General features: G+C 68.3%; 11 protein-coding genes. 9 read left to right on the top strand and 2 right to left on the bottom strand.

Annotation, left to right across the window (positions count from 1 at the left end; genetic code table 11):
- Positions 1-123: 123 nt before the first annotated feature.
- Together G3N96_RS34375 and G3N96_RS34370 are read right to left on the bottom strand one after the other, a co-directional pair.
- Positions 124-825: a (2Fe-2S)-binding protein gene (locus G3N96_RS34375; RefSeq protein WP_206139957.1), complete on the bottom strand. Its 702-nt coding sequence runs from the start codon at positions 823-825 to the stop codon at positions 124-126.
- Positions 822-3,698, bottom strand: coding sequence for a molybdopterin cofactor-binding domain-containing protein (locus tag G3N96_RS34370; RefSeq protein ID WP_206139956.1), 2,877 nt, complete (start codon positions 3,696-3,698; stop codon positions 822-824). The genes G3N96_RS34375 and G3N96_RS34370 overlap by 4 nt, the downstream gene beginning before the upstream one ends.
- A gap of 519 nt (positions 3,699-4,217) precedes the next feature.
- Here G3N96_RS34370 and G3N96_RS34365 point away from each other — a divergent pair.
- From G3N96_RS34365 to G3N96_RS34325, 9 genes are all read left to right on the top strand, one after another.
- Complete coding sequence (locus G3N96_RS34365; RefSeq protein ID WP_206139955.1) at positions 4,218-5,768, top strand: sensor domain-containing diguanylate cyclase; 1,551 nt, start codon at positions 4,218-4,220, stop codon at positions 5,766-5,768.
- Between the two features lie 243 nt (positions 5,769-6,011).
- Positions 6,012-6,287, top strand: coding sequence for a hypothetical protein (locus G3N96_RS34360; RefSeq protein ID WP_124576945.1), 276 nt, complete (start codon positions 6,012-6,014; stop codon positions 6,285-6,287).
- A 257-nt stretch (positions 6,288-6,544) separates the two neighbouring features.
- Positions 6,545-7,588 (top strand): succinylglutamate desuccinylase/aspartoacylase family protein, encoded by a 1,044-nt coding sequence (locus G3N96_RS34355; protein WP_206139954.1) that lies wholly within the window; start codon positions 6,545-6,547, stop codon positions 7,586-7,588.
- A 103-nt stretch (positions 7,589-7,691) separates the two neighbouring features.
- Complete coding sequence (locus G3N96_RS34350; RefSeq protein ID WP_206139953.1) at positions 7,692-7,988, top strand: type II toxin-antitoxin system MqsR family toxin; 297 nt, start codon at positions 7,692-7,694, stop codon at positions 7,986-7,988.
- Between the two features lie 2 nt (positions 7,989-7,990).
- Entirely contained in the window at positions 7,991-8,392 is a 402-nt protein-coding gene (locus tag G3N96_RS34345; protein WP_206139958.1) for a type II toxin-antitoxin system MqsA family antitoxin, read from the top strand.
- Between the two features lie 320 nt (positions 8,393-8,712).
- Complete coding sequence (locus tag G3N96_RS34340) at positions 8,713-9,273, top strand: GNAT family N-acetyltransferase (RefSeq protein ID WP_206139952.1); 561 nt, start codon at positions 8,713-8,715, stop codon at positions 9,271-9,273.
- A gap of 56 nt (positions 9,274-9,329) precedes the next feature.
- Entirely contained in the window at positions 9,330-10,277 is a 948-nt protein-coding gene (locus G3N96_RS34335) for an ABC transporter substrate-binding protein (RefSeq protein WP_089427440.1), read from the top strand.
- Between the two features lie 52 nt (positions 10,278-10,329).
- On the top strand, positions 10,330-11,379 hold the full coding sequence (locus tag G3N96_RS34330; RefSeq protein WP_206139951.1) for an LLM class flavin-dependent oxidoreductase: 1,050 nt from the start codon (positions 10,330-10,332) through the stop codon (positions 11,377-11,379).
- A 7-nt stretch (positions 11,380-11,386) separates the two neighbouring features.
- On the top strand, positions 11,387-12,537 hold a 1,151-nt coding region (locus tag G3N96_RS34325), incomplete at its 3' end, for an LLM class flavin-dependent oxidoreductase (protein ID WP_206139950.1).

Here is a 12,537-nt window from a genome sequence, read left to right as displayed (position 1 = left end):
CGCAGGAAGCCGCGTTCGAGGCCGGCGCGTCATGGCCGCCGCATGCGGCGAGCAGCAGCGCGCAGGCGGCCGCGAGCGCGGGGAAGCCCGTAGCCCGCGCGACACGATGAGCGAATGTGCGTTTCATGCGGCGTCCTTCACGAGACCCGGCGTCGTCAGCACCACGTCCTTGACGGCTTCGTAGTAGCGGACATAGCCCGTGCAGCGGCAGAGGTGCGCATCGAGCGCCTCGGTGATCGTGCGCTCGACGTCGGCCTTCGCGACCGGTTCGCGCTTCAGGCGCTCGATCAGCACGGTCGCCGCGTTGACGAAGCCCGGCGTGCAGTAGCCGCACTGGAAGCTGAAGTGCTCGAGGAACTTCTGCTGGACCGGCGACAGCTCGACCACTTCGCCCGCTTCGTTGCGCTTCGCGTGGCCTTCGATCGTGCGGATCGAGCGGCCGTGGAAGAAGTGCGCGCCGGTGATGCAGGTGCGCATTTCCTCGCTCGTGCCGTCCGGCTTGTCGACGATCACGACGCACGCGTGGCAGATGCCCTGCCCGCAGCCGAGCCGCGAACCGGTGAGGCCCGCGTATTCGTGCAGGAACTCGATCATCATCAGCCCTTCCGGCACCTGCATCGGGCCGACGGACTTGCCGTTGATGTTGATCGACAGCGGTTTCGACTGGAACCGGACGAGCGGACGCTCGACGGCAGCCGGGGCCGAAGCCGGCACGGCCGCGGCCGGAGCGGATGCCGGTGCGGCCGAAGCCGCGCTCGGCGCGGACGCGCCGGTCGCAGCGGCGCTGGCGCTCGCGGCCGAAGCCGCGGTTTGGGCGGTCGTCATGCGAGCACCTCCTGAATCTTTTGCGGGGTCACCGGCAGGTCGGTGAAACGATGGCCGATCGCGTGCGCGATGCCGTTCACGATCGCGCCGACGACGGGAATCATCACCACTTCGGCGACGCCCTTCGGCGGATCGGTTTCGGACAGCGGCGGCAGCACGTCGCCCGTCTGCGTCCAGACGGCGACGTCGGACGCGCGCGGCAGTTGGTAACGGTTGAAGTTCCACGTGCCGTTGCCGGGGCCGTCTTCATAGAGCGGCAGGTACTCGTGCAGCGCGTGGCCGATCCCCATCGCGAGACCGCCCTGCAACTGGCCCGACACGAGTTGCGGCGAAATCTGGTTGCCGCACTCCATGATCGAGTGGTGCGTGAGCAGCTCGACCTTGCCGGTCGCTTCGTGCACGGCCAGCTCGACGAGCGTGCCGACTGCCGAGTAGTACGTGACGGCCGCGTTGTTGCGGCTCGTCGGCGGGATGAACACGCGCTTGCGGTCCAGCACGCGATAGCCGTTCGCGGTCGGCGCCAGCGTGCCGCGCATCGCGGTCGCGCCGGCCGGTGCGGCGGTGCCGGGCACCGGGCCGTTGTCGCCCGTCTTCGGCGCACCGACGCGCAGCGACAGCCCGTCGATCGGCAGGCGCTCGACCGTGCCGCCCACTTCGAACTCGGCGTCGGTCCACTGCCAGCGGTTGAACACGTGCACGACCGCGCCGGTCGGCAGGCCGAGCGCATGGGCCTGCTTCGCGAGCTGCTCGAACGACAGCGGCTCGAGGCCGTCGGCGGTCAGCTTGCCGTCGACCCAGCGCGCGTCCTCGATGCGGATCGTGTACGGCGCGGCCTGGCCGCCGCCGAGGCCGCGCGTCCAGATCGACATCGCCGCCGGCCACAGGCCGTAGCGGAACACCGCGCGCGCGGCTTCGCGCGTGCTGTGCGTGAAGTAGTACGCGGAGTTCGTCGCGCTCGACGGCGACGCATAGCTCGGCGACCAGCGCGGGTTCGCGCTCAGACGATCCTGGTCGGCCTGCGACATGAGATACGGATCGCCGCTGGTCTCGACCGGCAGGTCCGGCCACTCGGTCACGGCCACGCGCACGTCCGTGGCCGGACGGCCGAGCCATTTCGCGACCGCGACGGCCTGCGACGTCGACATCCCGGTGCCGATCTCGGCCGCCGTGTGCTGCAGCGACACCTTGCCGTTCTCGTCGAATTCGACCTTCGCGAACGACGCTTCCGCGCCCGTGCCGAAATCCTTCTGCACGCACGCGAAGCCGACGCCGTAGCGCTTGCCCGGGTTCGCGGCCTCGTATTCGGCCTTGCGCGCGGCACGGCGCGTCCACAGCGGATGCTGCTTCGAGCGCTCGAGCACCTCGTCGACGCGCAGCGCGCCGGCGGGAATCGCCCCTTGCGTGTTCTTCATCCCCGAGCGCAGCGCGTTGCGCAGGCGGAAATCGATCGGGTCGATGTTCAGTTGCGCGGCGATCTCGTCGACCGCCATCTCGGTCGCCGCCATGCTCTGCAGCGTGCCGTAGCCCCGCGCGGAACCGGCATCGATCGCGCGCGACGCGATCGCGACCGCGGCCAGGTCGCTCTTCGGGAAGTAATAGATCGATTGCGCGGCCGTCGCCCCCACCATCGCCACCGACGGCGAGAAGTTCGAGCGCCCGCCGCCGTTCGCCTCGAAGTCGCCCTTGAACGACTGCAGCAGGCCCGTGTTGCGGTCCACCGCGATGCGGTAGTGCATCTTGAACGCGTGACGCTTCAGCGACGTCTGGAACTGCTCGTAGCGGTCGTTCGCGAAACGCACCGGGCGGCCGTCCGCGTACAGCGCACAGACGAGGCCGTAGAACGGCACGTTGAAGTGATCCTTGGAACCGTAGCCCACCGTGTAGCACGGATGGACGAACAGCTTCTTCACCGGGAAGCGGCACTTCGCGACCATCGCGGCCGCGTTCTCCGCCACTTCGAGCGGCGACTGGGTCGGCACGACGAGGTGCAGCGACTGCGTCGCGGTGTCGTACCAGCAGTTCGCGTTATCCGGTTCGAGCGCGGACGTGTCGACCGACTGGGTGTTGTACTCGCGCTCGAACACGAGCCAGTCGGCCGACGGATGGTCGAGCTCACTGGCGATCTGCCCGGCGAGGAACATGCCCTGCTCGTCGAGCTTGCCGTGCTCCTTGCCGTCCGGCCACACCGGCAGGTGCTTGCGCATCATGCTCGGGAAGATCGGCGCGTCCTTCAGGCTCGAATAGACGTCGTCGTCATAGGCCGTCTTGCCGCCCACGCGCACGTAGCGGAAGGTGCCCCACGGATCGCGCTCGAGCGGGCCCGTGACCGCGCCGTAGCGGATCACGTCGTCACGGAACTTGAGCGCGTTCTTCGCGAAGCGGAAGCGCGCGAAGTCGTGATAGATGAGGATCGCGACCGCATGGCCGAGATACGCGGGCGTCTTGCCGGCCGGCAGCAGCATGTCGTCGCCGTAGAACGTCGGGAACGCGACGCCGTCGCGCACGAGATCGTCGGCCGTGACCACGCGGTCCGGCTTCAGGTCGTCGCCGAGCAGCGACAGGTCGAAGCCTTCGTAGATTCGGTCGGCCTGCGTGACGCGCAGGATCAGCGCATGCGACTGCTGCTGCGGCCAGTGCGGCATGTCGGCGGCGCGCACGTCACGGGCGAACACTTTCGAGCCGGTGACCTTCGCGATGCCGTCGATGCGGAATTGGGGGATGCCGGTGACGCTATCCCATTTGACGGGGGTGAGGAGTTTTTCTTCGAAGAGCGCCGCGAATGCGCGGCTGCCCAGGGGCGCGACATACACCGCGACGCCCGCCAGCACGCTGGCTTTCAGAAAACCCCGCCGTGACAGGCCGTGGTTTTTCATTGGGGGGAAACCTCCTGATGCGGCTCGGACGGCGATCGGGTGTCGCGACGTTCGGAGCGGCGCGCATTCTGGCATTGTTTTAGATATATCGCCTATAGTATTTCTCGCATGAAATACTTATTGAATTTCTTATAACGGTATTCAGCCGGGCTGCGACAGCCGGTCGCGGGTGTCGTTCGACCGTGTCGCGTGCCCGGTTACGGCGGTTTCGATCGTGCGCCGTGCACGGCGAGCGGTCTCACACGGGTCTCCTGCCGGTCGCCGAGCCGCGTTCCGTTCGCCTCGATGCTGCCCCGGCGCCGACGAATGCGCAAGCCATTCGCGGGCGGGGTTGACGACGAGTGGCCGGCGCGGCGAGCGGTGCCGCGGGCCTCCCCGGGTATCCACCCGGGCAACCCGCGCGGCCCGTGTTTCATGGTAATGTCGTGCGCATCCGGCGTGGCCGGGCATCCGCCATGTGCCGTGCGGGCGCCGCCAGCCATCGCGACATCACGCGACATCGTGTCGAGGTTAAAAACCATGGCAGTCAGGGCATCTCTCCTGCACTCCGTTCTCGCCACTCCCCCCTCCGGCAACCACCGTGTGACGGCCGCGCTGCGCCCGTCGATGCTCGTTACGCTATTCGAGGACGTCCGACCGATGGCGCTCTCCGGGTTCGCGAGCGGCTTCGTCGCGGCCGTCGCGCTGATCCGGCTGCAGCAGCTGTGGTGCCTCGCGTGGCTGATCGCCGACGTCGGCCTCCTCATCGCGCGGCTCTCGATCGCGCGCGCGTACACCGTTCAACGCAACGCCGGCGACGACCGTGCCGAATACTGGGCGATGCGCTATGCGCCCGTGTCGCTCGTCGCGTGCTTCGTGCTCGGCCTCGGCGTGATGGGCTGCGTGCAGGCCGTCGACGTGGAGCTCGGCACGCTGTCGGTGATGGTCGCGGGCGGCGTGTTCGGCGGAATCGCGTCGCGCAATTCGGCGCTGCCGCGGCTCGCGATGATGCAGGTCACGCTCGGCGTGCTGCCGATCGGCGTCGGTGCGCTGCTGGCCCACCGGTCGGGCGCGTGGCTGCTGCTGCCGCCGCTCGCGATCTATCTCGCCGCGATGCGCACGGTCGTCCAGCGTCACTATCGCGTGCTCGTCGCGCTGATCGCCGCGCGTCAGCGCAACGCCGAACTCGTCGCGCGCTTCGACGCCGCGCTCACTTACATGCCGCACGGCCTGTGCATGATCGACGGCGAGCGCCGCGTGATCGTCGCGAACCGGCGCACCGCGCACCTGTTCGGCTCGCCGCGCGAGATCATGCTCGATACGCCGTTGCCCGCCGTCGTCGCGGCGCTCGGCGCGAACGACGCGATCGATCCCGGCGGCGCCGGTCTCGCCGCGCAGTGCGAGCGCTGGCTGGCCTGCGACGAGCCTGTACCGCTCGACGTCGTGCTCGCCGACGGCCGCCAGCTCGAACTGACGCGCCACCGCGTGCCCGACGGCAACGCGGTGATCATCGTCGAGGACGTCACCGCGCGCCGCCGGACCGAGCAGCACATCCGGCATCTCGCGCGGCACGATGCGCTCACGGGCTTGCCGAACCGTCATGAACTGCATGCCGAGCTCAAGCGGATGCTCGCGCGCCGGCCGCGCGCGCCGGGCCCCGCGCTCGCCGTCATGTATCTCGACCTCGACGGCTTCAAGGCGATCAACGACCGGTTCGGCCACCAGGCCGGCGACGACGTGCTCATGCAGGTCGCCGTGCGGCTCGGCAAGACGCTGTCGTCCGGCGCGCTGGCGGCCCGCATCGGCGGCGACGAGTTCGTCGTCGCGATCGACGACACGACGATGCATGCGTGCTCGCTCCTCGCCGCGCGCATCATCCGGCAGATCTCGGCGCCGTACACGCTGTCGATCGGCGAGACGGTGAGCCTCGGGATCAGCATCGGCATCGCGCTCGACGACGGGCACGGCTCCCCCGACGAACTGATCCGGCAGGCCGACAGCGCGCTGTACGAAGCGAAGTCCGCGGGCAAGGGCATCTATCGCTTCTATTCGAGCGGCAGCAGCCGGGTCACGCCCGTCACCGCGAGCTGACCCGGCTGCGCAGCCGCTTTCCCCCGCCTCCGCCTCCTCCCGACGATTCAATTCCGAAACGCTTTGCGTGGCTGTACGTGAGGTCGCGTGTTCGCATGTCACGTGACGTGTTCCGTAACATCACCGCCCGCCACGCGTCACGTTGGCTGCAGAAGCCTGCACGATCGAGGCAAAGCCAGGCTTTTTGAACCTGGCACTCTTATTGCTCCCTGTCAGGAAAACAGGTTGTCAGGGAGACCCAACATGAATACCGTCGAAGTCCTCAGCCGCAGCGAAACCCTCGACGCACTCGACGTGATCGACGGCGAATCGCTGATCCGCCGGCTCGTGTCCGAAAGCCGCATGCCGGCCGCACGCGAGGCCCGATGCGTCGACAATCCGCCGCTGACGCTGTACGGCGCATTTCGCCAGGGCATCGCCGATCACGGCGCACGCCGCGGCAATCCATATCGCGCCGGCAGCCGTTTCTGGGCGCTGTGGGAAGAAGGCCGTCTCGAAGCTGAAACATCGGGCCGGTAAGGCGGCCGCACGCGCCGGCCCTGCCGCGGCAAGGGGCCGGCGCGAAACATCACGCCGGAACGCGGCCGGCGGAGCCGCCATGCGTTCATCGCTGCAACATCGCACGGGGCCTCGCGTATCGGCTGCTGTGCAACTGGCCGCACCCAAGATCCATGCGCGTGCCGCCTGAAGGCGTTCGGCGTTGCGCGCGTCGGGCGCGGCGCGCGGCGGTCGTTTCCCGATAAGATGGCGAATTCCGTTCATCGAACGATGCCGCCATGACCGCCTCTTCTTCCTCGCACCGCAATCCCATCCACTGCGAAATCGATCTCGACGCACCCGGCAAGCACGCGGGCTACCTGCGGCTGCCGCATTCCGTCCACCGCTCGGCGTACGGCTGGCTGCCGATCCCGATCGCGTCGATCCGCAACGGCGACGGCCCGGTCGCGCTCGTGATGGCCGGCAATCACGGCGACGAGTACGAAGGCCAGATCATCGTGTCGCAACTGATGCGCGAGATCGAGCCCGAGATGGTCAGCGGCCAGCTGATCCTGCTGCCGATGGCGAATTTCCCGGCGGCAGATGCCGGCCTGCGCGTGTCGCCGCTCGACGAGGGCAACCTGAACCGCAGCTTCCCCGGCGATCCGACCGGCACGCCGACGCAGATGATCGCCCACTACATCGAGCACGCGCTGCTGTCGCGCGCGCAGTATCTGGTCGACCTGCACTCGGGCGGCAGCTCGCTGCTGTACCAGGGCGGCAACATGCTCGCGATCGATCCGCTCGACGCCGACGAAGCCGCGAAGCTCAACGGGCTGCTGGTCGCGTTCGGGCTGCACAATGCGCTGCTGCACGCACCGAATCCCGTGCATTCGGCGTCGGCCGCGCGCCGCCAGGGCGCGATCTCGATCGTGACCGAACTCGGCGGCGCGGGCATGGCCGATCCGTCGCTGATCCGCATGGGCCGCCACGGGCTGCTGCACTACCTCGGCCATATCGGGCTGCTGCACGGCGCGCTCGTGCCCGATGCGCCGCCGACCGTCACGCGCTTCATGCGGGTCGACGGCGAGCGCCACTTCGTCTACGCGTACGAGCGCGGGCTGTACGAGCCGCTCGTCGAACTCGGCGACCAGGTGAAGGCCGGGCAGCCGGCCGCGTGGGTGCATTTCCCCGATACGCCGCTGCGCGAGCCGGTGCTGCACCGCTTCAAGGGTGACGGCGAAGTGGTGTGCAAGCGCGTACCCGCGCAGGTGCAGCGCGGCGATTGCCTGTTCCAGCTGGCGGAGTTGTCGGCGCCGCCGAGCATCGGCCAGACGGCCTAAATCCGGACCCATCTCCTTTCCTTGCTGTCTGCCAGTCATGGCGGACGGCATGCGCTCGCCATTAACCAACTTGACAAATTAACTTACTTGGTTATGATCGCAGATGGAAAAGAGAACGCCTCATTGCAAGCTGCTTCGCGTCAAAGCGCTCGTCGAATCCGGCCAGGTCCGGCTAACCACGAGTGCGGTGCTCGGCGCTCGACAACTGGGTTTCACGGAAAGGGAGGCGCTCGGTGTCGTGCTGTCGCTGACCGATCTCGACTTCCACAAGAGCATGACGACGTACGCCGACCACACGATCTGGCAGGACGTCTACCGGCCTTTCACGGTGCGTGGCGACGTGTACCTGAAACTGACGGTGATCGACGATGTGCTGATCGTGTCTTTCAAGGAGCGTTGAACATGAAGTGCCCTGCATGCGGTGCGGCCAAGCTGGTCCGCGACACGCGAGACATCCCTTATACCTATAAAGGCCGGTCGACTGTCGTCCGCGATATCACCGGCGATTTCTGCCCGGCCTGCGGGGAATCGGTGCTGGATCTCGACGAGGCGACCCGTCTCGGCGAAGCGATCACCGAATTCAACAAGCAGGTGAACGCCACCCTCGTCGACCCGAAGTACATCGCGAAGGTGCGCAAGAAGCTGAAGCTGGACCAGCGCGAGGCGGCCGAGATCTTCGGCGGCGGCGTCAACGCGTTCTCCCGTTACGAAACGGGCAAGACGAATCCGCCGCTCGCCCTCGTGAAATTGCTGAAGCTCCTGGATCGCCATCCGGATCTCCTCGCCGAACTACGAGCCGCATAGGCGCTCGCCCGTCGGCATCACGCGCATGCGTCAAGCACTGGCTTCGACGCATGCGCGCTCCCCTCGCAATACTCACCCCACTCATCCTGCAAGCCTTCTGACGCCCGCCACGAAATCCTTATCGGAATTGCTTCGTTCGCCTTTGCCGGCCGCGCCGCTAACGTGTTCGAAACGGCGGCGGCCCGCCCTCTGCATTCCGGCAGGATGCGCACCGGCCGCCGCCATCACGACAACCGCGTCGCGATAACGGAACAGACCGGACGGGCCGCGTGCCCGCACCCCGCCAGGAACGTCCGCATCGCGCGCCCTTCGCGATGCCCATGGCCACGACCGACCGCATCATCGACACGACGCCGCTCGACGTCCGCGCACAACCGCTGATCGACGCGCTGATCGACGAGTATTCGACCCGTTACCACGCGTATCGGCCCGACAGCGAGGCATCCGCCCGCGAAGAGCTCGCACGCTACCCGGCCGACGTGTTCGCGCCGCCCGAAGGCGCGTTCGTGCTGCTGCTGCGCGACGGCGAAACGATCGGCGGCGGTGCGTTCAAGCGCTACGACGCGCAGACCGCCGAGCTCAAACGAATCTGGACCCGCTCGGACCTGCGCCGCCAGGGTCTCGCCCGCGTCATCGTCGAGGCGCTCGAACTGCGCGCGGCGCAGCAAGGCTATCGCCGCGTCTACCTGACCACCGGCTTTCGCCAGCCCGAAGCATGGGCGCTGTACGACCGCACCGGCTATACGCGGCTGTTCGATGCGTCGATCGACCCCGAAGCGTATTTTCACCTGCGGTTCGGCAAGGATCTCGCCGATCCGTCGCGCACGTCGACGCTGGCCGACCTGTGGGCGCCCGTGCCCGAACCGGTGCTGTCGCGCTGACCGCGACGGCCCCCCCGCTTCCCTCCGATTTCCGCTTGCCACTCCAGGACGCTGTCATGCAACGAGCCGTACCGCTTTCTTCCCGTGCCGTGCGCACGCTGGCCGCCGCACTGATCGGCCTGACCGCGTTCGCCGCAGCCGCGGCCGCCGCCACGTTCGACCTGAGCCCCGAGCAGCGCGGCCGCCCGCGCGGCGTGGCCGATGCGGCCGTCGAGCGCGCCGTGCCCGCGTCGTTCAAGTTCGCCGAACCCGGCACGCTGACGATCGGCGTTGCGCCGAGCCTGCCGCCGATCAGCTCGTATGCGACCGACGCGCGCACGGTGATCGGCTTCGACGCCGACGTCGGCCAGCTCGTGTCCGACAGCCTCGGCCGCAAGCTGAAGATCGTCGCGCTCGCGTGGGCCGACTGGCCGCTCGCACTCGAATCCGGAAAAGTCGACGCGGTGATTTCGAACGTCACCGTCACCGAGGAGCGCAAGCAGAAGTTCGATTTCTCGACCTACCGCAAGGACCAGGTCGGCTTCTACGTGCGCAACGACAGCAAGATCCAGGCAATCCGCGAGCCGAAGGACGTCGCGGGGCTGCGTGTCGTGACCGACGCCGGCACCAACCAGGAAAAGATCCTGCTCGCGTGGGATCGCGAGAACGTCGCGCACGGGCTGAAACCCGTGCAGATCCAGTACTACGACGACCAGGCGATGCGCATCGTCGCCGTGCAGTCGGGCCGCGCCGATGCGGTGTTCAGCGTGAACTCGGTGCTCGCGTACCAGAGCGCGCAGCAAGGCAAGACGCGCCTCGTCGGCGCGATCAGCGGCGGCTGGCCGCGCACGGCCGACATCGCGATCGCGACGCGCCGCGGCAGCGGGCTCGCCGATCCGCTCACCGTCGCGCTGAACGGGCTGATCAAGAACGGCCGCTACCAGCAGGTGCTCGACCGCTGGAACCTCGCATCGGAAGCGATCGACCAGTCGCGCACGAATCCGCCGGGGCTGCCGAAGAGCTGAACGCCGCGCACGCTCACCGTCCCTTCACGCTCACGCAGGAACGCCGCTCACCATGTCTTATTCGCTTTCGTTGCTGGACAAGAGTCCGATCGCCGACGGCGCGAACGCCGCCGACGCGCTGCGCTTCACCACGACGCTCGCGCAGCGCGCCGAACAGCTCGGCTACGAACGCTTCTGGGTCGCCGAGCATCACGGCACGCCGGCCTTTGCCAGCTCCGCGCCGGAGGTCGTCGTCGCGCACCTGCTCGCGCACACGTCGCGCATCCGCGTCGGCTCGGGCGGCGTGATGCTGCAGCACTACAGCCCGTTCAAGGTCGCCGAAACCTTCAAGGTGCTGGCCGCGCTCGCGCCGGGCCGCGTCGATCTCGGCATCGGCAAGGCGCCCGGCGGGCTGCCGCTGACCACGCGCGCGCTGCAATGGTTCCACGACAAGGCGCGCAAGCCGGACTTCGCGGGCCAGCTCGCGGAGCTCGACGCGTTTCTCGGCTGGGGCGTCGCCGAGGATCACCCGCTCGCCGGCGCCGTCGCGCTGCCCGTGCCGCCGCAGGCGCCCGAACGCATCCTGCTCGGCGGCTCGCCGGACAGCGGCGCGCTCGCCGCGCGCAACGGCTGGCGCTTCTGCTACGCGGGGCATTTCAACGGCGACGACGCAAACCTCGAACGCTCGCTGGACGCGTACCGCAGCGCGGGCGGCACCCGGCCGCTGGTCGCGCTGTACGCGGTGGCCGCGCCGACGCGTGACGCGGCCGAGCAACTGATCGGGCCGCTGAAGATCTTCAGGCTGCAGTTCGCGGGCGGCCAGAGCTTCAATCTCGCCAGCGCGCAGGCGGCCGCCGAATTCGCGCGGCAGAGCGGCGCGTCCGACTACCGGATCGACGAGTTGCGCCCGACGGTGCTGGCCGATACGCCCGAGCGCATCCACCGCGCGCTCGACGCGCTGAGCCGGCGGCTCGACGTCGATGCGTTCGTGATCGATTCGCCGGTGACCGACTACGCGGCGCGGCTCGCATCGGCCGAATGGCTCGGCGGCGCGCTGTCGGCCACGCCGTTGCAAGCGGCCCTCGCGGCCGACCGCTCCCTTTCCCCTGACCAGAACGCGTGACGTGCCCATGACGACCCGACGATCGATTCCCTTCGGCCTGATGCTGCAAGGCGCAGGCAGCCACATGAATGCATGGCGGCACCCGAGCAACCCGCCGGACGCGAGCATCAACCTCGATTTCGCGATCGGCATCGCGCGCCAGGCGGAAGCCGCCGGCATCGCGTTCGCGTTCGTCGCGGACGGCCTCTACATCAATGAGAAGTCGATCCCGCACTTCCTGAACCGCTTCGAGCCGCTGACCGTGCTGTCGGCGCTCGCGGTCGCGACGAAGAAGATCGGGCTCGCGGGCACGATCTCGACGTCGTACAGCGAGCCGTTCACGGTCGCGCGCCAGCTCGCGTCGCTCGATGCGATCAGCGGCGGGCGCGCGGGCTGGAACGTCGTGACGACGCCGCTCGAAGGCACCGCGAAGAATTTCGGCAAGGCGCATCCCGATCACGAACTGCGCTACGAGATCGCCGACGAATACCTCGACGTCGTGCAGGGCCTGTGGGACAGCTGGGACGACGACGCCTTCGTGCGCGACCGCGCGACCGGCCGCTTCTTCGATCGAGACAAGCTCCACACGCTCGACCACCATGGCCGCTTCTTCCAGGTCGCGGGCCCGCTCAACATCCAGCGCTCGCCGCAGGGGCAGCCGGTGATCTTCCAGGCCGGTTCGTCGGACACCGGCATCGCGCTCGCAGGCAAGTATGCGGATGCGGTGTTCACGCATTCGCCGTCGCTCGACGAAACGGCCGCGTTCACGCGGCGCGTGAAGCAGAGCGCGACCGAACATGGCCGGCAAGGCAGCGACGTGAAGATCTTCCCCGGCATCGGGCCGATCGTCGGCCGCACGGCAGCCGAGGCCGAGGACAAATACCAGGCGATCCGCAACCTGCTGACGATCGACGAGGCCCTCGCGTATCTCGGCCGCTATTTCGATCACCACGACTTCACCCAGTACGCGCTCGATGCGCCGTTCCCGGAACTCGGCGAGCTCGGCCGCAACAGCTTCCGTTCGACCACCGACCGGATCAAGGCCGACGCGAAACAGAAAGGCCTGTCGCTGCGCGAGACGGCGCTCGCGGTCGCCACGCCGCGCCCGAACTTCATCGGCACGGCCGAGCATGTCGCCGACGAGCTGATCCGCTGGCACGACGCGGGCGCGGGCGACGA

The sequence above is a fragment of the Burkholderia sp. Se-20373 genome (genome assembly GCF_017104705.1).
GTDB lineage: Bacteria > Pseudomonadota > Gammaproteobacteria > Burkholderiales > Burkholderiaceae > Burkholderia.
Note: the sequence above shows the minus strand (reverse complement) of the source record. Positions and strands in the feature narration are given on the sequence as shown.